Origin of the sequence: Kocuria sp. LUK (assembly GCF_021012935.1) — a bacterium.
GTDB classification, from domain to species: Bacteria; Actinomycetota; Actinomycetes; order Actinomycetales; family Micrococcaceae; genus Kocuria; species Kocuria flava.
The window spans coordinates 179,838-200,801 of the sequence record NZ_JAJMZI010000007.1 but is presented as its reverse complement, the minus strand read 5'-3'; the positions used below and the strand labels follow the sequence as shown (position 1 = coordinate 200,801).

The window sequence follows — 20,964 nt, the reverse complement described above, 5'->3', positions numbered from 1 at the left end:
GGGGAGGAGGCGGGAGCGCCCCGTGCACGGCGGCACCGCACCCCGACGACGACGTCGCCCGCCCCCGCCGCGGCCCGGTTCCCCCGGTCCCCGGCCCTCAGGATAGGAGCGCCCCGCCGGACCCGTCAGGCCCGCACGTCACCGCATGTTTTCGGTCGTAATCTCCGTCGGGGAGCGCCGGGTGGGGCGGGCGCGGGAGCATCCGCCCCGCCCGGTGCGGCGCCGCGCGCCCCGGAGCCCGCGCCTCCGGGGCGCGTCGCCGTCACGGCGCGCCCGCCGGTGTCCCGGGCGTGCTGCCCGTGACCGCCGGCCTGCCCTCCCGGACGGCCGGCCGCACGGCTCAGCGCCGATGCGGCTCCCAGGGGGTGCCCCGACCGCCCTCGTGGTGCGCGCCGCGGCCGCGCCGGTCGTCCTGCTTCCCGCCGCGACGCCCCTCGCTCCGGACCTGGTCCCCGCCGCGGCCGGCGCCGTGCTGGCCGCGGCGCTCGTGCCGGGGCTGCTGCACGCGTCCGTCGCTCTCATCCGCGCCGGCGCCCGGGGCGGGGGCCGGGGCGGGGGCCGGTGCGGGCGGGGTCGTCGGCACCATGGGAACGGAGGGCACCGGGCGCGGCGACGCGGACGGCGTCGGAGTGGGCGCGGGCGTGGTCTCCGGACCGGCGCCACCGGCCGCACCACCCCGGGCGTCGCCGGCGGCGCCGCCCGGGGAGCCGTCGGTGCTGCCGCCCCGGGAGCTCCCGGGGCTCCCGCCCCGGTCCGCGCCGGACGTGCTGCCCGCCGCCCCGCTCCCGGGCGCGCGGTCCCCGCCCGCTGCGGCTCCCGCGTCCTGCACGCCGGCGCCCTGTCCGCCACCGGTCGCGGGAACGCCGCCGCGGGTGCCCGCGCCGCCCTGGGCCGCGCCCGCGGCTCCCCCGCCGGCCACCGCGGCGGCCCCCGCCGCCACCGCCGTCGGGACGCCGCCGTCGTCGCCGTCCCGGCCGCCGGAGGCACCGGCGGCCGGGACGGTTCCGCCGCCCGTGGCCGCGCCGTCGGCCCCGGCGTCCGCGCCGGTCCCGTCCTCGGCAGCACCACCGCCGGGGCGGTCCTCGCCGTCCGCGCCGGCCCGGTCCTCCGCCTGCTCGTCGTCCTGCTCGGCGTCGTCCCGGCCGGCGTCGTCCTGCTCGGCGTCGTCCGGGCCGGCGTCGTCCGGGCCGGCGTCGTCCTGCGCGGTGCCGTCCCCGGCCTGCGGGGCCCGGGCGGCCGAGACCGGCGCGCCGCCGTCCTGGTCCGGGTCCCCGAGCGCCGCCAGGCCCGCACCGCCGACGGCGACCACGGCGGCCAGCGCACCCGCCGCCACGAGGACCCGGCGCCGCCGTCCGGTCCCCTCGGCGGCGTGCCCGGCGCCCGTCGTGCGCCCGGGCCCGTGGGCGGGCGTCCCGGTGGTCCGGGCCCCGTCGGCCGCTCCGGTGCCCGCACCCGCTCCGGTGCCGGCGGCGGCGGGGACGGCTGCGGGAGCTGCAGCGGCGGAGGCCTCCGCCGCGGCGTCCGCTGCGGCCGGGTTCGTGGCCGCGGCGACCCCTGCGGCGGCGGTGCCCGCCCCGGCGGCAGCACCTGCCGCGGCGGCGGGGCCCGTCGTCGTCGACCGCAGCGCGGCGGCGAGACCGCGGGCGCGGGCGCCCCACGGCGGGAGGCCGGCGAGCACGGGCAGCAGCCACTCGCGCATCCCGGTGCCCGCGTCCGTGGCCTGGAGGTGCTGGGCGGTGCAGCGGGCGCAGTCGCCGAGGTGGCGCCGCACCTGCTGGGCGCGCCCGGCGGGCAGCGTGCTCGCCGCGAAGGCCGGCAGGTCCCCGGCCACGTCCTCGCAGTCGGGGGCGGCCTCCACGACCCCGGCCGCGTCCCGGTAGGCACCGCGCAGCCCGGCGGAGGCCTCCCGCAGGAGTCCGGCGGGGACGTCCTCGGGGCGGCCGAGGACCTCGGCCTCCCAGAGCGCGGCCTGCCACGGGCCGGGCAGGGCGGTGAAGGAGCGCACGACCGAGCGGGGGTCGGCGGGGTCGTCGGGCAGGGCCACGGGCGAGGTGCCGCCGGAGGCCTCGCGGGCGACCATCCACACGACGAAGGCCCCGAGGAACCCGTGGGGGCCGCCGCCCTCGCGCAGGGCCTCCTCGATCCGGTCCAGGGCCGCGTCCGCGATCCGCCCCGGGTCCTCGCCCCGCACGGCGCGGGTCCCGGCCACGGTGACCGCGGTCCCGCGGTACCGGTGCCGCAGGGCCTCGAGGGCCCCGGCGTCCCCGGCGCGGGCGGCGTCGAGCAGGGCGCCGTCGGCGGGCCGGTCCTGCGCGGTGGGTCGGTCGTGGGCGGGTGGGGTCATGTCGGCTCTCCGTGGTGCTCGGTGCGGTGCGCGGGCGCGGGGGTGACGCCCCGTCCGCTCCCGGACGGGGTCGTGCCTGCTCCCGGGCGCGCGCGGACCCCGAATGTTCTCCGGTGCCGGCCCCCCAGTCCCCCGGTGGTCATCGTAGGCGCAGGTCAGGACCGGGTACAGACGGGAGGTCACGCCGGGGTCCCCGCGCGTCACATCGGACGGGCCCCGGCGCACCGCCCCGGTGTGACGGAGCACGCTATTGTGAGTCGATCACAACAACGGTACGGTGAGGGGCATGGAGACCACGCACCGACCGGCACCTGCCGACCCCGGCCGCACCGCCGCGTGGTCGGACCGGCTCCGGGCCGCGGGCCGCCGCGTCACCCGGCAGCGGCTGGCCGTGCTCGAGGCGGTCGACGCCGACCCGCACTCCACGGCCGAGGACGTCGCCGCGGCCGTGCGCACCGTGCTGCCCACGATCACCGTCCAGTCGGTCTACGTGGTGCTCTCCGACCTCACCGCCCTGGGGATGCTGCGCAAGTTCGAGCCGCCCGCCTCCCCCGCGCTCTACGAGACGCGCACGGACGACAACCACCACCACGCCTACTGCGTGCGCTGCGGTGCGGTCACGGACATCGACTGCGCCGTCGGCCACGCCCCCTGCCTGACCCCCGTGGAGCACCACGGCATGCACCTGCTCTCCGCGGACGTCGTCTACCACGGCGTGTGCGCCGACTGCCTCGCCGCGGACGGCGCCCGCCCCGCGGCCGCTCCCGCCGGCTGAGGCCCGGACCGGCGCATCAGCCGGACGGGACGGGACCCGCGCCGGACCCCGGCGGCACCGGATCCCCGGCGCGGACCTCCCGAGCGTCGTCCGCGGCGCGGCGCGCCGCCGTCCGTCCCGGTCCCGCCGTCGCGGGCGCTCCTCCTACGGCGCCGCCGGCCCCTGCTCCCCGGCGCCCTCCGCCGGCCCGTTGCCGGGCGCTCCGCCCGGCCCGCCGGCGTCCTGGTCGTCCACGAGCGCGAGCAGCTCCCGCAGCTGCCCGGCGCTGAGCGTGGCGACCGGCGGGCGGGCGTTGAGGCAGACCGCTTGCGCCCCGGAGTCCAGCGCGAAGCGCAGCGCCTGGCGGGCCGGGGCGGAGCGGACCTCCAGGGAGCGGTCGAGCGCGGCGATCTCGGCCGCCGAGGTGAACAGCAGCAGCGTGTCCGGGGCCGCACCCTCCTGCGCGGGCTGCGCCCAGACGGGCACGGCCCGCCCGTCCCGGACCCGCACCCCGAGCAGCAGCACCGCGGGCGGGGCCAGCAGCGCGGCGAAGAGCTGGGGCATGCTGCCCTCGGCCAGGGCGGCCTTGGCGGCGTCGTTGCGCGGGGCGCGCACCACCCACTCCAGCTGCGGGCGGCTGATCCGGCAGCCGCGGTGGGCGGGGTCGACGACGAGGTGGTCGTACTGCTCGTCCTCGACGACCATCTGCAGGATCCGCACGGCCGACTCGCGCAGCAGCACCGGCTGCTCCTCCCGGCCGCGGTGGCGCTCGTGCATCGCCCGCGCCTCGGCGGCGGAGGTGTAGACGGCCAGCGACCGGGTGCCGTCCGCCTCGGTGAGCGTCTGCACGCGCAGCTGCGAGTCCGGCCCCACGGTCCGGCCCTCCGGGCCCGGCACCAGGGTGCTCGCGGTGACGTCGAGCAGCAGGGTGCCGGCGGTGGCCTGGCGGAGGACCTCGATCATCCCGGCGTCGTCCGGGGCGGCCGCGAAGGCCTCGACCGCGGCCCGCACCCCGGGATGGACCGTGCCCTCCGGGTCCGCGGCGGCACCCGTCCCTGCGTCCGCCGGGGCGGCGGTCCCGTCCCCTGCCGCGTCGTCCCCGGCGTCCTCGCCGAGGACGGGCAGCCGGACCCCGGCCTGCCGGGCCAGCTCGACGGCCCAGACCGGGACGCGCTCGCGCGTGCGGGGGAAGCGCTCGAGGTGGGCCACCAGGTCCTGGGCGGTGTAGGGCCCCTCCTCGGCCCACGGCTCGGGCCGGTGCTCGAGGTCGAAGGTCCCGCCCACCCGGTGGACGGGCTGGGGCCAGCCCTCGGCGGCGATCGTGACGGTCGCGGTGAACCACGTCCCGCGCCCGGGCCGGTGGACGCGCTCGCGCAGCTGCTCCACGGCCGGCAGCACCGCGCTGCCCTCCTTGACGGGGCCCGCGGTGCCGGGCACCACCTCGTCCCCGCGGTGCTCGCGCACCCGCAGGTGCACGCGCCCGCCCTGGACCTTCAGGTCCACGACCACCCGGTCCCAGCCGGGCTCGGTGCGCAGGACCGAGAGCACCCACGCGCCGATGGTGTCGAGCAGCGGCTGGGGATCCGGTGCGGGGCCCGTGGGGGCGGGGGTCTCGCTCATGCGGTGGCTCGTTCCCGGCCCGTCGACGGGGCCTGCTCGGTGCGGGTGGACGGGGCGGGAGCCCGCCGCGGCGGGTCCCGGAGACCTCGCGGAACACCCTATCGAAACGGACCCCGGCCGCCCCGCCGCGGCGGCCGGGGCCCCGGGATGGTTGCTAGCCTGGGACCCATGACGAAAACGCTGCAGGACCTGATCGACGAGTCGATCTTCATCTCCACCGAGTACCAGGCCAGGCTGGCCGAGCTGACCCAGGGCGCCGAGTGGGACGTCGACTTCTCCGCGCCGGCGTTCACCCTGCAGTCCGAGCCCCCCGTGCGCCTGACCCCGTACCTGCTGGGCACCGACTCGGCCTCCCGCGGGTCGTGGATCTGGTCGTGGCAGGAGCTGGGGCACTTCCCCGCCGTCGTCGTCTCCGCGGCCGTCCAGGCCCGCGAGGCCGGCGAGCAGCTCGGGGTGGCGGAGCTGACCACCGACGAGCTGACCGCGGCCGAGGGCCTCGCCCGGCGGCTGACCCTCGCCGCCAAGGCCGTGACCGGGGTCTACGCCCACTACCCGGCCGGCGCCGGCGGCGGCGTCACCGCCTGGCTGCTGCTCGAGGGCCCCGAGCTCGAGCTGCCCGAACTGACGGTCGAGCGGATGATGCGCGTGATCGCCGAGGCCCTCACCACGGACACCGCCGTGGACCACAACCTCGCCGTGGACTCCTACGCGAAGCTGCGCGGCGCCCACGTCGAGTGGGACACCGAGGCCACGTGCGTGGTGACGGTCGGCGACGGCGCGCAGCGCTTCTGGTTCGACGACCACCAGATCTCCGGGGTCGAGCCCGCCGAGCCCGCCGTGGGCCCCGAGGTCCTCGCCGACCTCGCCGCGGACGCCCGCGGGCGCGCCGAGGCCCTGCGCGCCCAGCGGCGGGAGGCCGAGGCCGCCGCCGCCCGCGAGGAGACCGCCCCGCGGGCCCCCCGCGCCGAGGAGCCCGCCGGCGAGCCGCAGCCCCTCGAGGTGCCCGGGTTCGTGGCGGAGGAGCCCGCCGAGCCGGCCCCCGCGCAGCCCCGCGAGGAGCCGGCGGCCGCCGGGATCGACGACGACGCCGACCGCCCGTTCGACCAGGAGCCCTCGGAGCGCGCGGTCCGGCCCGGGCGCGTCAGCACCACGGTGGTGCCCGAGCCGGTGCGCGAGCCCGCCCCCGCCGCCGAGCCCGCCCCGCAGCCGGCCGCCGAGCCCGCCCCCGCGGCCGAGCCGGTGCGCGAGCCCGTCGGCGAGGCGGAGCGCGCGCCGGAGCCCGAGCCGGTGGCCGAGCGCGAGGTCGTCGCCGGGCCGGCCGTGCCCGGCGCTCCCTCCGCCGAGCCGGTGGTCGAGGACGCCGAGGAGGAGGAGCGCGAGGCGGAGCACGCCGAGCAGGGCGAGCGGAAGAAGGGCTTCTTCAGCCGGTTCTTCGGACTCTGACCCCCGGCGGTACCCTCGAGCGTGACCGCATACAACACCGCACCCGGCCCGGATCCCGACGCACAGGCGAGGACCCGGGCCGGACTGCTGTCCGGGTTCGGGGCCTACGGCATCTGGGGCCTGCTGCCGCTGTACTTCGTGCTGCTGGCCCCCGCCGGGCCGGTGGAGATCGTGGCGCTGCGGGTGCTGTTCTCCCTCGTCTTCTGCCTGCTGCTGCTGGCCCTCACCGGCGGGCTCGCGCCCCTGGGACGGCTGCTGCGCTCGCCCCGCCCGCTGGCGGCCCTGGGCCTGGCGGGGGCGCTGATCGCGGTGAACTGGCTGCTGTACACGGTCGCCACGACCACGGGCCGCACCCTCGAGGCGTCCCTGGGCTACTTCATCAACCCCCTCGTGGCCGTGCTGCTGGGGGTCGTGGTGCTGCGGGAGCGGATGCGCCGGCTGCAGTGGGCGGCCGTGGCCGTGGGCCTGGTGGCGGTCGTGGTGATGGCCGTCTTCTACGGCCAGGTGCCGTGGCTGTCCCTCGGGCTGGCGTTCTCCTTCGGCTTCTACGGGCTCGTCAAGTCCCTGGTGGGCGGGTCCTGGCCGGCGATCGTGACCCTCACCGCGGAGACCCTCGCGCTGGCCCCGGCCGCCGCGTGGGTCGTGGGGTCCCTGGCCGCCGACGGGCGGCTGAGCCTGGCCGCGGAGGGCCCGGGGCACTTCCTGCTGCTGCTCTCCTCCGGGGTGATCACCGCCGTGCCGCTGATCCTCTTCGGCGCGGCCGCCACCCGGCTGCCCCTGAGCACCGTCGGGATGATCCAGTACGTGGCCCCGGTCATGCAGTTCCTCGCGGCGGTCCTCGTGCTCGGCGAGCGGATGCCCCTCGAGCGCTGGGTGGGCTTCGGGGTCGTGTGGGTCGCCGTGCTGCTGCTCGTCCTCGACGCCGTGCGCGCCCCCCGGGCCCTGCGCGAGTGACCCGCCGCCCGGGGCCCCCGGGGGCGGACGGGGGCCCCGGGGACGGGGAGACCGGCGCCGCGGACGGCAGGACCCCCGCACCGGGACGGTGCGGGGGTCCTGTGCCGTGCGCGGGCCGGGGGTCAGGTGGTGCGGACGTAGTCGTCCGCGCCGAAGCCCTGGTCGACGTCGGGGATCTCGGGCTGGCGCCGCAGGTGCAGCACGGCGGCCGTGAAGCCGCCCCACAGGGTCAGCGCGGCGACGATCAGCATGACGATCGCGATCGGGGTCATCGGGGGTCCTCCTCGGTGCGGGACGGGGCGGGCGCGCCGGGCGACGCGGGACCGGGAGACGTCCGGTCCGCGCCGTCGCTCCACGGCGCCGCAGGGGCCTCCCCCGCGGGGGCGGTGCCGGCGGCGTGCCGGCCCGGGACGGCCGCGGCGGTCCCGGTGCCCGGGCGGTAGGAGAAGTCCTGGTCCAGGGCCGGGGTGCGCAGGGCGGTGTCCGACCAGCGGGCCAGGGGCTCCCCGCCGCGGATGCGGTGGCGGTCCGTGAAGGCGTCCAGGATCGCCGGGGACGGGCTGAGGTCCGAGGCGGCCGAGCCGGCCGGCCACGGCACCTTGGAGAGCAGGTAGGCGATGACCACGAGGCCGATCGCCATGCCCCACCCGAAGGTGTTGACGAACCAGGCGGGCATCCCGCCGTAGCCCTCCGCGAGGGTCGTGGTGAGTGTGTCGATGAGGATGTAGCCCAGCACGATCGGGGTCAGCCCGCCGACCACGACCATCCAGGTGCGGCCCAGCTTGAACGAGGACACCGAGTTGAGGTGGTCGCGCAGGGTGGGCAGCGCCGAGAAGCCGGCGGTGAGCAGCATGATCGAGACCAGGGCCGCGGCCACGATGCCGAACTGGTTGACGAAGTTGTCCGTGACGTCGAGCAGGTTCAGCCCCGTCGTCGTCGTGAACAGCGCCAGGGAGATCAGCGCCATGGGCACGACGACGACCAGCACGGCGCTGCGCCGGCGCAGGCCCAGCTTGTCCTGGGCGGCCGCGACGACGACCTCGACGATCGAGACCAGCGAGGTGAAGCCCGCGAAGGTCAGCGTCGCGAAGAAGAGCACGCCGATCAGGGTCCCGAACGGCGCCTCGGAGATGATCGTCGGGAAGGCGATGAACGCCAGGCCGATGCCCGAGGTCGCGACCTCGTCGACGCCCGTGCCCGCGACGCCGGCCATGAAGCCCAGCGCGGCGAACACGCCGATGCCCGCCAGCAGCTCGAAGCTCGAGTTGCCGAAGCCGACGACCAGCCCGGAGCTGGTGAGGTCGGTCTTGGGCTTGAGGTAGGACGAGTAGGTGATCATGATGCCGAAGCCCACGGACAGGGAGAAGAAGATCTGGCCGTAGGCGGCGACCCACACCGAGGCGTTGCCCAGGGCCGCCCAGTCCGGGGTGAAGAACGCGTTGAGGCCGTCGACCGCGCCGGGCAGGGTCAGGGCGATGACCACGATGGTCAGGAACATCAGCACGAGCAGCGGGATGAGGACCAGGTTGACCTTCCCGATGCCGTTGGCCACCCCGAGCAGCAGCACGACGAGCAGCGCCACCCACGCGACCGCGGTGGCCACGAGCACAGAGGGCACGAAGTCGAAGCCGACCGTGACGTCCTCGGAGGAGCGCAGCACGTCCGAGAGGAAGTACGTGGCCGGGTCCTCGCCCCACGCCTTGGTGACGGAGAAGCCGGTGTAGAGCATCGCCCAGCCCAGGATCACGGCGTAGTAGACGGCGATCACGAAGCTGATGCCCATCTGCCACCAGCCGATCCACTCGGTCTTCGGGTGCAGCCGGCGGAACGCCAGCGGCGCCGAGGCGCGGAAGCGGTGGCCCACGCCGTACTCGAGCATCAGCAGCGGCAGGCCGGCGGTGAGCAGCGCGACGAGGTAGGGGATGAGGAAGGCGCCGCCGCCGTTCTCGTAGGCGATGTAGGGGAAGCGCCAGATGTTGCCCAGGCCGACGGCGGAGCCGATCGCGGCCAGGATGAAGACCGTGCGGCTGGAGAACGCCTCGCGGGGCGGCCTGGCACGGTCCGGTGGTGACTGCTGGGTCATGGGTGGTCCTCGGGTCCGGTGGTGGTTCGCGACGGCTTCAGGCTAGTCCGTGCGGGCACCGGCGCACACGTCGACGCGAGGGAGACCCGGGGACGGCCCCGGGCCGGGACCGCCGGGAACGGCGCGGAGGGGCTCAGGCCTCCCGGTGGACGACCGCGTGGGCGAAGGCCACGAGGGCGCGCTTGGGCACCGAGTCGGCCAGGGGCTCGAGGGCGGCGATGGCCTCGTCCGCCCAGGCGCGGGCGATCCGCCACGCCTCCTCGGTGGCCGGGTGCGCGGCGAGGGCGGCCACGGCCTCCTCGAGGGCCGCGTCGGGGCCGAGGTCGGCCTCGAGCAGCGCCACGACGCGCGCGGCCGCGGCGTCGCCCTCCCGGGCCATCCGGCGCACGAGCAGCACCGGCAGGGTGGGCACGCCCTCGCGCAGGTCGGTGCCCGGGGACTTGCCGGAGACCTCGTCGGCGCCGACGACGTCGATCACGTCGTCGGCGAGCTGGAAGGCGATCCCGACCTTCTCGCCGTACTCGACGAGGACGTCGACGACGTCCTGGTCCGCGCCGGCGAGCACGGTGCCGAAGTGCCCGCAGGCGGCGATCAAGGACCCGGTCTTGCCGGCGAGGACGTCGAGGTAGTGCTCGAGGGGGTCCTGGCCCTCGCGCGGGCCGACCGTCTCGTGGAGCTGGCCGAGCACGAGCCGTTCGAAGGTGTCGGCCTGGATCCGCAGGGCCCGCTGCCCGAGGTCGGAGACCATCGAGGAGGCCCGGGCGAAGATGAGGTCCCCGGTGAGGATCGCCACCGAGTTGCCCCACACGGTCTGGGCGGTCGCGACCCCGCGGCGCAGCGGGGCGGAGTCCATGACGTCGTCGTGGTAGAGGGTCGCCAGGTGGGTCAGCTCCACGACGGCGGCGGCCTCGAGCACGGCGTCGTTGACCCCGCCGCCGATCTCCCCGGCCAGGACCGTGAGCAGGGGGCGCACGCGCTTGCCGCCGGCCTGGAGGAGGTGGCGGGCGGTGACGTCGGCCAGCCGGTCGGTGCTGCGCACCGCCTCGTCGAGGCGGTCCTCGATCCGCGCGAGCGCCTCGAGCACGACCGGCCCGAGCCGGTCGTCGGACGCGATGAGGTCGAACCCGGCGGGCAGCCTCACCTGGTCGGCGTCGAGGCCCGTGCCCGGGGCACCGGGGCGCGGGGCGGAGGAGTCAGTCACGGTCCACCACTCTAGCGAGTTTTCGATCGGGTTTTCGGGGCCCGGGTGTTGCCGGTCGCGGGCGTGAGGGCGTCGAGCAGCCCGATGGCCCGGTCCTCCCAGGTGTGCGGCGGGCGGTCGGAGAGCTCGGTCATCACGCGCACCACGAAGCGCATCAGGGCGGGCACGGCCATGCCGGTGCGCACGGCCGCCTTCATCACGGCGGGGCTGCCGATCAGCTGGGCGAGGACCCGGCCCTGGGTGAAGTGCGCGCCCCACTCCTGGCGGACCCGGTCGGGGTAGCGGGCCAGGGCGAGCTCCCGCTGGGCGGGGCCGTTGGCGGCGGCGGCCGCGGCGACGTGCTCGGCGGCGTAGCGGGCCGACTCCATGGCGTTGGAGATCCCCTCCCCGTTGAACGGGGAGACCAGCCCGGCGGCGTCGCCCAGCAGCAGCATCCCGGGCACGTGGTGGGGGGTGCGGTTGAAGGCCATGGGCAGCGCGGCCCCCAGCACGCGCCCGCGCCGGTGGTCCTCGTCGAAGGTCCACTCGGCGGGCATGGACGCGGTCCAGTCGGCCAGGACCTTCCGGTAGTCCAGGGCGCCGAAGGCCGGGGAGGTGTCGAGGATGCCCAGGCCCACGTTGACGGTGCCGTCGCCGACGCCGAAGACCCACCCGTAGCCGGGCAGCAGCGCCCCGGCGGGGTCGTTGCCGTCGGCGAGCTCGAGCCAGCCCTCCATCCACTCGAGGTCCGCGCGCGGGGACTCGTAGTAGGCGCGCACGGCCACGCCCATGGGCCGGTCCTCGCGCCGGTGCAGCCCGGCGGAGACGGCGGCGCGGGCGGAGTTGCCGTCGGCGGCGAGCACGACGTCGGCCCGGTGCTCCTCGACCTCGCCGGTGCGCCGCCCCCGCTCGTCGAGCACGGCGGCCCGGGCCCCGGTGATCCGGCCGCCGGCGTCGCGCAGCACCCCGGTGACGCTGCGGCGCTCGAGCACCCGCGCCCCGGCGGCGCGGGCGTGGCCGGCGAGCTGCTGGTCGAAGTCCCGGCGGGCGCGCACGAGCCCGTAGTCGGGGAAGTCGCTCAGCTGCGGCCACGGCACCTCGACCGTGCGCTCGCGGGCGACCAGGCGCAGCCCGCGGTTGCGGGCGTAGCCGTGCCCGGGCCCGTGCGGCAGGCCCATGAGCTGCAGCTCCCGCACGGCCCGCGGGGTCAGCCCGTCGCCGCAGACCTTCTCCCGGGGGTAGGCGGTCTTCTCGAGGACGGTGACCTCGATCCCGTGGGCGGCCAGCCAGTACCCGGCGGTGGCGCCGGCGGGTCCGCCGCCGAGGACGAGGGCCCTCATCGGGCGGCGGCGGCCGGTCGCCGCGCCCGGTGGACGGCCACGATCCCGCCGGTGAGGTTGCGGTACTGCACCCCGTCCCAGCCCGCGGCGGCGATCTCGGCGGCGAGCGCCTCCTGGTCCGGCCACGCGGCGATCGACTCGGCGAGGTAGCGGTAGGCCTCGGGGTTGGAGGCGGTGCGCCCGGCGATCCCGGGCAGGGCCTTGACCAGGTACTCGCTGTAGAGGGTGCGCAGGGGCCGCGCCGTGGGGGTCGAGAACTCGCAGATCACCAGCCGGCCCCCGGGGCGGGTCACGCGCAGCATCTCGGCCAGGGCCCGGCGGAAGTCCTGGATGTTGCGCAGCCCGAAGGAGATGGTCACGGCGTCGAAGGAGGCGTCCGCGAACGGCAGCCGGGTGGCGTCGGCCTGGACGAACTCGATGTCGGGGCGGCGGGCGCGGCCGACCTCGAGCATCCCGAGGGAGAGGTCCGCGGCCACGACGTCGACGCCGGCGTCGGCGTAGGGCTCCGCGGAGGTCCCGGTCCCGGCGGCCAGGTCCAGCACCTTCTCCCCCGGGACCGCGCCCACGGCCTCCGCGACGACCCGCCGCCACCCGCGGGTCCGGCCCAGGGAGAGGAGGTCGTTGACGAGGTCGTAGCGGGGGGCCACGGCGTCGAACATGGCGGAGACTTCGTGCGGCTGCTTGGACAGGTCTGCTCGGTTCACCCGCACATTGTCGCACCCGTCCCGGGCGCGGCCGGGACGCGGGGTCCGGGGCACGGGGGCACCCGGCTTAGACTGGAGGGCGATGCCTGCTCCCCGCCCGAACGACGACGCCGTCCCGCCGGTGCCCGTGCTGCACGTGCTCACGGTGCCCCTGGCCGAGCTCGGCGTGCCCACCGCCCCCGACCTGCGCGAGCTGCTCGCGGGGTCCGGGCTGCTCGCCTGGACGGTCGACGGCCAGGGCCTCGTCGGCCACGGCCGCGCCGCCGGGCACGCCGTGCGCGGGCCCGACCGCTTCACGGCCGCGCGGGTGTGGTGGGACGACCTCGCCGCCGCGGCGGTCGTCGAGGACCGGGTGGGCGTGCCCGGCAGCGGCCTGGCCGCCTTCGGCGCCTTCAGCTTCGCCGCGGAGTCGGGGGCGGACTCCGGGCTCGTGGTCCCCGAGCTGGTCGTGGGCCGGCGCGACGACGACGCCTGGGCGAGCCTCGCCGTGGCCGCGGCCCCCGGCGCGCCCTTCACCCTCTCCGCCGAGGACGTCGCCGCCGCGTGGGTGCGCCACCACGGCGCCGCCCCCGGGGCGGCGGTCGCGGCGGCCCCGGCCGCGGCGCCGGGACCGGTGCACCTGTCCCCCGGCGCGCTGGACGAGGCCGCGTGGACGCAGGCCGTGCGCGAGGGCGTGGAGCTGATCCGCGCCGGCGGGCTGGAGAAGCTCGTGCTGGCCCGCGACGTGCTCGCCCGCACGGCCGGGCCGCTGGACCCGGTCGCGGTGGTGCGCGACCTCGCCCACCGCTACGAGCGGTGCTGGACCTACTGCGTGGACCTGGGCTCCGGGGCGGGGCGGCTGCTCGGGGCGACCCCCGAGATGCTCGTGCGGGTGCTCGACGGCACCGCCCGCGCCCGCGTGCTGGCCGGGACCCTGGACCGGGACGCGGTGCCCGCGGGCGAGGACCCGCAGCGCTTCGCGGCCCGGGTGCTGGGAGAGTCCGAGAAGCAGCAGCACGAGCACGGCTTCGCCATCGACTCCCTCACGGCCTCCCTCGCGCCCTACACCGAGGTCGTCACGAGCTCCCCGGAGCCGTTCATCCTCGAGCTGCCCAACGTGTGGCACCTCGCCTCGGACGTCACGGCGGTGCTGCGCCCCGGCCCGGCCGGCGACCCGCCGTCCTCGCTCGAGCTGGCCGAGGCCGTGCACCCGACCGCGGCGGTGTGCGGCACGCCCACCGCCGCGGCCGCCGCCCTGATCCCGGAGCTGGAGCGGATGGACCGCGGCCTCTACGCCGGCCCCGTCGGCTGGCTCGACGCCGCCGGCAACGGCGACTGGGGCATCGCCCTGCGCGGCGCCGTGCAGCAGGACGAGCACACCGTGCGGCTCTTCGCCGGCTGCGGCATCGTGGGCGCCTCCGACCCCGAGGCGGAGCTCGCCGAGACCTGGGCGAAGCTGCGCCCGATGCTGCAGGCCCTGGGGCTGGGGGCCGACCCCGCCGGCGCCGCCCCCGGCGCCGGGGCGGCCGCACCGCGCCGACCCGGGCGCTGAGCCCGCCCGGAGCGCACCGGCGGCGCGCGCACCGTATCCTGGTCTACCGAACCGCACCATCCGGGGCCACCGCCCCGCGGACCGGCCGGCGCCGGTCCCCCCGCCCACCGCGCCCACCGGCGCCGAAGGAGACTCCGCCCGCGATGCCCGCCGCCCGCCGCCTCACCGCCCTCGCCCTCGCCACCACCGCCGCCGCGGCACTCGCCGGCTGCACCCCCACCACCGGGGACGGGGGCGGGGGCGGCGCGCAGGCGCTGACGGTGTGCACGAACTCCCCCTACCCGCCGTTCGAGCTCGAGCGCGACGGCGAGATCGTCGGCTTCGACATGGCGATCGCGGACGAGATCGCGGCGGACCGGGGCACGGCCAAGGAGGTCGTGCAGGCGAACTTCGAGACCCTCGAGTCCGGGGCCGCGCTGGACACCGGCCAGTGCGACGTCGCGATCGCCGGCATCACCGTCACCGACGAGCGCCGCGCCGCGATGGACTTCTCCGAGCCGTACTTCAACGACGAGCTGGCCCTGCTCACCACCGCGGACTCCGGCATCGACGGCTTCGAGGACCTCGCCGGCGCCGCCGTGGGCGTCCAGCAGGGCACCTCCGGCGAGGACCACGCCACCGAGCAGGGCTGGGACGTGCAGCAGTTCGAGGACGTCGAGCTGATGTTCCAGTCCCTCGAGACCGACGGCGTGGACGCCGTCGTCGGCAACGTCTCCGCGCTGGGCGAGCGCGCGGGGGCCTCCCCCGACCTCGAGCTGGCGGCGACCCTCGACAACGGCGAGCAGATCGCCGTGGCGGTCGCCCGGGGCGAGACCGAGCTGCTCGAGCAGGTGAACGCCACGCTCGAGCGGATCCGCCAGGACGGCACGCTCGAGCGCCTGCGTGCCGAGTGGATGGGCCTGTGAGCCCCGCCGTCCCCGATCCCGCACCCGACGACCCGCAGGAGAACCCCATGTCCCGTCCCCCGCGCCCGGCCCGCACCGCGGCCGCCGCCGCGCTCGCCGCCCTCGTCCTCACCGGCTGCTCCGCGGGAGGGGGCGAGCAGGCCGCCCCGCAGGAGGGCTCCAGCGGCTCGCCGGCCGTGCCCCTCGTCGAGCCGGGGGTGCTGACCGTGTGCTCGGAGTCCAACTACCCGCCCTTCGAGATGGAGCAGGACGGCGAGATGGTGGGGCTCGACATGGACCTGGGCCGGGAGATCGCGGCCGACCTCGGGGTGGAGATGAAGAACGTCACCCTCGCCTTCGAGTCCATCCAGTCCGGCGCGGCCCTGGACACCGAACAGTGCGACGTCGCGATCTCGGCGCTGTCGATCACCGAGGAGCGGCAGACGGTGATGGACTTCTCGGACCCCTACTACGACAACGAGCTGGGCCTGGTGACCGACGGCGAGGACGGGCCCGCCTCGATCGACGCCGCCCGCGAGCAGGGGGCACGGGTCGGGGTCATGCAGGGCACCCTCGGGGAGGACCAGGCCGCGGAGCTCGGCCTGGAGGCCGTGCAGTTCGAGGACGCCACCACCATGTTCACCGACCTGGGCACCGGCGGCGTCGACGCCGTCCTCGACGACGTCACCGCGATCTCCGAGCACTCGAAGGACAACGAGGACTTCGTCCTGCGGGAGACCCGCGACGTCGACGACCAGCTGGGCGTGGCGGTGCGCCGGGGCAACGAGGCCATGCTGGCCCAGGTCGACGCCACCCTGGACCGGATCGAGCAGGACGGCACGCTCGAGCGCATCGTCGAGACCTGGATCCCCGTCCGCGAGAACTGACCGGCGCCGCCGGAGCCCGCCCACCCGCACCACCGAGAACGGACCACCTCATGGCCATGACCATGCACCAGAGAGCCCGGCTCTCCCGCGGCGTCCAGTACGCCGTGCTCGCCGTCGTCGTCGTCGCGCTGATCGCGGTCGCCGACTGGCCGCTGCTGATCGAGAAGGTCTTCAACCCCGACGTCGCCGCCCAGCAGTTCCCCGCGATCATCACCACCGCGCTGAAGAACACGATCATCTACACGGTGCTCGGCTTCGTCGTCGGCCTCACCGGCGGCGTGGTCCTGGCCCTGATGAAGCTCTCCTCGGTGGCGCCCTACCGGTGGCTGGCGACGCTCTACATCGAGTTCTTCCGCGGCGTGCCCGCGCTGCTGGTCTTCCTCGCCTTCGGCTACGGCATCCCCCTCGCGTTCGGCTTCCGCTTCAACCACTACGTGACGGTGATGATCGCCCTGGGCCTGGTCGCCGCCGCGTACATCGCGGAGTCGCTGCGCGCGGGCCTGCAGGCGGTGCCCAAGGGCCAGTACGAGGCCGCCCGCTCCCTGGGCATGTCCCACGCCCGGGCGATGGTCACGATCGTCATCCCCCAGGCGCTGCGGATCGTGCTGCCCCCGCTGACCAACGAGGTCATCCTGCTCACCAAGGACTCCTCGCTCGTCTACCTGCTGGGCATGGGCGTGAGCCAGTACGAGCTCACGAAGTTCGGCCGCGAGGCGATCTCCGGGTCGGGCGCGGGGCTGACCCCGCTCGTCGTGGCCGGTGTGTGCTACCTGATCATCACGGTGCCCCTGGGCGTGCTGACCCGCCGCTTCGAGTCCAAGACCGACCGCATGAAGAAGTCCTAGGAGTCCACGATGAGCCACCCCTCCCCCTCCGCCCCGCGGCCCGGCGGCGACCTCGCCGGGGCCGCCTCCGTCGCCGTCGAGGACCTGCACAAGTCCTACGGCTCCCTCGAGGTCCTCAAGGGCATCTCCCTGACCGTGGCGGCCGGGCAGGTCGTGTGCCTGATCGGCCCCTCCGGCTCCGGGAAGTCGACGCTGCTGCGCTGCGTGAACCTGCTCGAGATTCCCCAGAAGGGGCGGATCACCATCGGCGACGTCGAGGTCACCGACCCCGAGGCGGACGTCGACCGGCTGCGCCGGCACGTGGGCATGGTCTTCCAGCAGTTCAACCTCTTCCCGCACCTGAGCGTGCTGGAGAACTGCACCGTGGCCCAGGTCAAGGTGCTCAAGCGCGAGAAGGCCGAGGCGGAGCGGATCGCCCGCGCCAACCTCGAGCGCGTGGGCCTGGCCGAGAAGGCGGGGGGCTACCCCGACCAGCTCTCCGGCGGCCAGCAGCAGCGCGTGGCGATCGCCCGCGCGCTGTCGATGGACCCGTCCCTGATGCTCTTCGACGAGCCCACCTCCGCCCTGGACCCCGAGACCGTGGGCGACGTCCTGGCGATCATGCGCTCCCTGGCCGCCGAGGGCATGACGATGCTCGTGGTCACCCACGAGATGGAGTTCGCCCGCGACGTCGCCGACCGCGTCGTGTTCATGGACGGCGGGGTCGTCGTCGAGGAGGGCCCGGCCGCCGAGGTCATCGGCAGCCCCCGCGAGGCGCGCACCCGCGCCTTCCTCTCCCGCGTGCTCAACCCCACCCAGGTGCAGGCCCCGGAGGACTGAGCCGCTCCGCCCCTGCCCCGTGGGCTCGCCGTCCGCACCGGACGGCGGGCCCACACTCATATGCAGGAGAGCTGATCCCGCCTGGATCCATATCTTCAACAGCTCAACGGCCCCCTGGCGGATCCCCGGGGTTTTGCCGCATATGGCGCCCGTCACATCCCTGTCACCCTGGGAGGGAGCCGGGAACGCCCCACGTCGGCGTCCCGCACCGACCCGCACTCCCCCGCCCCGCCGCCCTGCCGGGCCGCGGGGCCCGTCCAGGAAGGCCCGGGACCATGACCCAACCGCACACCATCATCGCCGAGGACCCGCGCAAGGAGGCGCGGACCGCCAACTGGGTGGCGGCCGTCGTCTGCATGGCCCTGCTCTTCGACGGCTACGACCTCACCGTCTACGGCACCGTCCTCTCCACCCTGCTCGACGACCCGAGCCAGATCGGGGAGGTCACCCCGGCCATGGCCGGGGCCCTCGGCTCCTACGCGCTCATCGGCGTGCTCGTCGGCTCCCTGACCTGCGGCTTCCTCGGCGACCACTTCGGCCGCCGCCGCCTGATCCTCGGCGGCATCGCCTGGTTCTCCATCGGCATGTTCATCACGGCCCTGACCACCTCGGTGGCGGCCTTCGGCACGATGCGCTTCCTCACCGGCCTCGGCCTCGGCGTCATCCTCGCCACCGCCGGCGCGACGATCGCCGAGTTCGCCCCGGCCGGACGGCGCAACTTCTACAACGCGATCGTCTACTCGGGCATCCCCGCCGGCGGCGTGACCGCGGCCCTGCTCGGCATCGTCCTGCTCGAGCCCCTCGGCTGGCGCGGGCTGTTCATGCTCGGCGCCACGCCCATCCTGTTCCTGCTGCCGCTGGCCTGGTTCAAGCTCCCCGAGTCCCCGCGCTGGCTGCTCTCCCGCGGCCGCGAGGAGGAGGCCCGGGCCGCCGCCGCGCGCACCGGCGTGCCCCTGGTCGAGGAGGCCGTGATCCAGCAGGCCGGCGCCGCCCCCGCCAAGCGGGGCTTCGCCGCCGCCTTCTCCCGCCAGTTCCTCGTCGCCACCGTGCTGCTGGGCTTCATGTCCTTCTCCGGCCTGCTGCTGACCTACGGGCTCAACACCTGGCTGCCGCGCATCATGGAGGGCTACGGCTTCGGCACCAACTACTCCCTGTCCTTCCTGCTCATCCTCAACTCCGGCGCCGTGATCGGCGGGCTCATCGCCTCCGGGGTCGCCGACAGGCTGGGGGCCCAGCGGATCGTGGCGACCACGTTCGTGCTCGCGGCCATCACCCTCGTGCTGATGACCTTCCGGTTCCCGGCACCGGTGCTGTTCCTGTTCATCGCCGTCGCCGGCGTGGGCACCCTGGGCACGCAGGTGCTGATCTACGGGTTCAGCTCGAACTACTACACGACCAACGCCCGTGCCGCCGGCGTGTCCTGGGTGGCCGGCTTCGGCCGCATCGGCGGCGTGATGGGCCCGCTCATCGGCGGCTGGCTCGCCGCGGCCGGCATCGGCGGGGCCTCCGCGTTCTACATCTTCGGCGGCGTGGCCCTGTTCGGTGCTCTCGTCACCGTCCTGGTCCCGCGCCAGCGCCTGCTGGAGCAGGCAGAGCAGCGCGTCGAGCAGGTCGCCGCCGCGCAGCCGCGCCCGGAGACGCTCGCCGGCCCGCCGGCCGGCGGCACGGGCCCCCGCGCCTGAGGCCCCCCGGCAGCCCGCCAGGGCCCCGTCCCCGAGGGGACGGGGCCCTGGTCCGTTCCGGCCCTCGCGCGTTGCGGCACCGGCCGCCCGGCCCCGTGCCGGCCCGTCCGCGCGCTCAGCCGCCCGGCGCGGCGGCCGCGACGGCCTCCCGCAGCCGGGCGTGCAGGGCGCGCAGCCGCGCCCGGTCGGCGGGCACCTCGACCACGGAGCGCCCGCGCACCGGGGCCGCCAGGGCCCGCCCGAGCTCGGCGGCCGTGCCGGCCCGCACGTGGGCGGCCCCCCAGCCGGCGCACAGCGCGTCCAGGCGCGCGGTGTGCGGGGTGCCGAAGAAGCGCTCGACGACGTCGCGGTACTGCTCGTCCCGCTCCCCCAGCGCCCCGTGCTCGAGGGTCGCGAAGATCCCGCCGCCGCCGTCGTTGAGCACCACCACCTGCAGGTCGGGCTCCCGCTCCCCGGTGCCCAGCAGCAGCGACGAGGCGTCGTGCAGGAACGTCAGGTCCCCCAGCAGCGCCCGCACCGGCCGTCCCGCGCCCAGGCCCGCCCCGGCGGCCGTGGCCACGGTCCCGTCGATGCCGGCCAGTCCCCGGTTGGCCACGACCGGCGGAGCGGCCGGGCCCGGGCGGGCCGCGAGGTCGAGGTCGCGCACCGGGTTGGAGGAGCCGGCCACGAGCAGCGCCCCGTCCCGGGCGCAGGCGGCCCACACGGCCGCGGCCACCGCCGGGCCGCTCACCGGGCCGCGGGCGAGCAGCGCCGCCACGGCGTCGTCGGCGGCGGCCCCGGCCCGCTGCCAGGCGGGCAGCCACCCCGGGGCGCCGCGGCCCGTGAAGGCGGCCGCGGCCGCCCAGTCCGGCAGGACCTCCTCGCGGCGCCGGCCCGGCTCGCACCACGCCACCGGGCCGGGGCGCACGGCGGCGGTCGCGACGTCCGGGCGCTGCAGCAGCGCCGCCACGGGCCGGGAGAGAGTGGGCCGGCCCACGAGCAGGACGCGCTCGACGCCTGCGCCCAGCGCGGTGCCGAGCAGCAGCCGGTAGGCCCCGGCGGCGTTCGGGCCGCGACGGGCCCCGGAGGAGGGCTCGGCCAGCAGCGGCAGCCCGAGCGCCCCGGCGAAGCGCGCGGCGTCCGGGCCGGCGCCGTCGCCCGCGACGACGACCGCCCGGGACCGGTCCCCGGCCGCGTCGGGGCCGGGCACGGTCCCGGCTCCCACGGCGGGCAGGGCGAGCGCGCCCGGGCCGGCGGGGCCGGTGCGGACGGCGAGGTCCCGGGCCCAGCCGGCCAGCTCCGGGCCGTCCTCCGGTGCGGGGTGCAGGGGGTCGCGCAGGGCGACGTTGAGGTGGACCGGCCCCGCCGGGGCGCCGGCCAGGGCCGCCAGCACCGGGGCGAGGCGGGCGGGCACGTCGTCGCCCCCGGGCAGCAGGTCGAGCCCGGCGCGGACGTGGTCGCCGAAGATCCCCGGCTGGCGGGTGGTCTGGTTGGCGCCCGTCCCGCGCAGCTCGGGCGGGCGGTCGGCGGTGAGCAGCACGAGGGGCACCTCGGCGTGGTCGGCCTCGAGCGCGGCCGGCAGCAGGTTCCCGACCGCGGTGCCGGAGGTCGTCAGCACGGCGGCGGGCCGGCCGGTGGCGCGCGCGATGCCCAGGGCGGTGAAGGCGGCCCCGCGCTCGTCGACGCGCACGTGCACCTCGAGCGCCCCGGCGGCGTGCGCGGCCGCCGCCGCGTAGGCCAGGGGCGCCGAGCGGGAGCCGGGGGCGACGACGAGGTGACGGGTGCCGGCGGCGACGAGCGCGGTCAGGACGGCGCGGGCGGTGGCCAGGGAGGAGGTGCTCACGGGCCACCAGCGTAGTGCCGCGGCACGGGCGCGCCCCCGTCCCGCGGCAGGGACGGGGGCGCGGGACGGGGC

Annotated in this window: 17 protein-coding genes; 9 read left to right on the top strand and 8 right to left on the bottom strand. The window is 76.8% G+C overall.

What is annotated here, in order from left to right; genetic code table 11:
- Positions 1–340: 340 nt before the first annotated feature.
- Positions 341–2,344 (bottom strand): zf-HC2 domain-containing protein, encoded by a 2,004-nt coding sequence (locus LQU92_RS13595; RefSeq protein WP_230781294.1) that lies wholly within the window; start codon positions 2,342–2,344, stop codon positions 341–343.
- A 286-nt stretch (positions 2,345–2,630) separates the two neighbouring features.
- Between LQU92_RS13595 and LQU92_RS13590 the strand changes: the two genes are divergently transcribed.
- On the top strand, positions 2,631–3,119 hold the full coding sequence (locus LQU92_RS13590) for a Fur family transcriptional regulator (protein ID WP_230781293.1): 489 nt from the start codon (positions 2,631–2,633) through the stop codon (positions 3,117–3,119).
- Positions 3,120–3,263: 144 nt separating this feature from the next.
- Here LQU92_RS13590 and LQU92_RS13585 read toward each other — a convergent pair whose 3' ends face one another.
- Entirely contained in the window at positions 3,264–4,718 is a 1,455-nt protein-coding gene (locus LQU92_RS13585) for an SseB family protein (RefSeq protein ID WP_230781292.1), read from the bottom strand.
- Between the two features lie 168 nt (positions 4,719–4,886).
- Between LQU92_RS13585 and LQU92_RS13580 the strand changes: the two genes are divergently transcribed.
- On the top strand, positions 4,887–6,161 hold the full coding sequence (locus tag LQU92_RS13580; protein WP_230781291.1) for a DUF6882 domain-containing protein: 1,275 nt from the start codon (positions 4,887–4,889) through the stop codon (positions 6,159–6,161).
- Positions 6,162–6,182: 21 nt separating this feature from the next.
- Positions 6,183–7,115, top strand: coding sequence for an EamA family transporter RarD (gene rarD / locus LQU92_RS13575; RefSeq protein WP_230781290.1), 933 nt, complete (start codon positions 6,183–6,185; stop codon positions 7,113–7,115).
- 122 nt (positions 7,116–7,237) lie between these two features.
- On the opposite strand, the gene LQU92_RS13570 is transcribed toward rarD, so the two are convergent.
- The 5 genes from LQU92_RS13570 to LQU92_RS13550 all read right to left on the bottom strand — a co-directional run bounded on the left by LQU92_RS13570 (position 7,238) and on the right by LQU92_RS13550 (position 12,422).
- Positions 7,238–7,387: a methionine/alanine import family NSS transporter small subunit gene (locus tag LQU92_RS13570; RefSeq protein WP_101851871.1), complete on the bottom strand. Its 150-nt coding sequence runs from the start codon at positions 7,385–7,387 to the stop codon at positions 7,238–7,240.
- The gene (locus LQU92_RS13565) at positions 7,384–9,198 is read right to left on the bottom strand and encodes a sodium-dependent transporter (protein ID WP_230781289.1); all 1,815 of its coding nucleotides are present in this window, start codon (positions 9,196–9,198) and stop codon (positions 7,384–7,386) included. Before LQU92_RS13565 ends, LQU92_RS13570 begins: the two co-directional genes overlap by 4 nt.
- Positions 9,199–9,331: 133 nt before the next feature.
- Positions 9,332–10,399 (bottom strand): polyprenyl synthetase family protein, encoded by a 1,068-nt coding sequence (locus LQU92_RS13560; protein WP_374229716.1) that lies wholly within the window; start codon positions 10,397–10,399, stop codon positions 9,332–9,334.
- Between the two features lie 11 nt (positions 10,400–10,410).
- A complete protein-coding gene (locus LQU92_RS13555; protein ID WP_230781288.1) occupies positions 10,411–11,718 on the bottom strand; it encodes a geranylgeranyl reductase family protein in 1,308 nt (435 codons plus the stop codon).
- The gene (locus LQU92_RS13550; RefSeq protein WP_083529605.1) at positions 11,715–12,422 is read right to left on the bottom strand and encodes a demethylmenaquinone methyltransferase; all 708 of its coding nucleotides are present in this window, start codon (positions 12,420–12,422) and stop codon (positions 11,715–11,717) included. Before LQU92_RS13550 ends, LQU92_RS13555 begins: the two co-directional genes overlap by 4 nt.
- Positions 12,423–12,504: 82 nt before the next feature.
- On the opposite strand from LQU92_RS13550, the gene LQU92_RS13545 reads away from it, so the two are divergent.
- The 6 genes from LQU92_RS13545 (at position 12,505) to LQU92_RS13520 (ending at position 19,070) form a co-directional block, all read left to right on the top strand.
- A complete protein-coding gene (locus tag LQU92_RS13545; RefSeq protein ID WP_230781287.1) occupies positions 12,505–13,953 on the top strand; it encodes an isochorismate synthase MenF in 1,449 nt (482 codons plus the stop codon).
- Between the two features lie 143 nt (positions 13,954–14,096).
- Entirely contained in the window at positions 14,097–14,858 is a 762-nt protein-coding gene (locus LQU92_RS13540; protein WP_230781286.1) for an ABC transporter substrate-binding protein, read from the top strand.
- On the top strand, positions 14,855–15,724 hold the full coding sequence (locus tag LQU92_RS13535; RefSeq protein ID WP_230781285.1) for an ABC transporter substrate-binding protein: 870 nt from the start codon (positions 14,855–14,857) through the stop codon (positions 15,722–15,724). Before LQU92_RS13540 ends, LQU92_RS13535 begins: the two co-directional genes overlap by 4 nt.
- 50 nt (positions 15,725–15,774) lie before the next feature.
- Positions 15,775–16,569, top strand: coding sequence for an amino acid ABC transporter permease (locus tag LQU92_RS13530; RefSeq protein WP_101851864.1), 795 nt, complete (start codon positions 15,775–15,777; stop codon positions 16,567–16,569).
- Positions 16,570–16,578: 9 nt separating this feature from the next.
- The gene (locus LQU92_RS13525; RefSeq protein WP_230781284.1) at positions 16,579–17,388 is read left to right on the top strand and encodes an amino acid ABC transporter ATP-binding protein; all 810 of its coding nucleotides are present in this window, start codon (positions 16,579–16,581) and stop codon (positions 17,386–17,388) included.
- Between the two features lie 275 nt (positions 17,389–17,663).
- Positions 17,664–19,070 (top strand): aromatic acid/H+ symport family MFS transporter, encoded by a 1,407-nt coding sequence (locus LQU92_RS13520; protein WP_101851862.1) that lies wholly within the window; start codon positions 17,664–17,666, stop codon positions 19,068–19,070.
- A 115-nt stretch (positions 19,071–19,185) separates the two neighbouring features.
- Here LQU92_RS13520 and menD read toward each other — a convergent pair whose 3' ends face one another.
- Entirely contained in the window at positions 19,186–20,892 is a 1,707-nt protein-coding gene (gene menD / locus LQU92_RS13515; RefSeq protein WP_230781283.1) for a 2-succinyl-5-enolpyruvyl-6-hydroxy-3-cyclohexene-1-carboxylic-acid synthase, read from the bottom strand.
- Positions 20,893–20,964 lie beyond the last annotated feature (72 nt).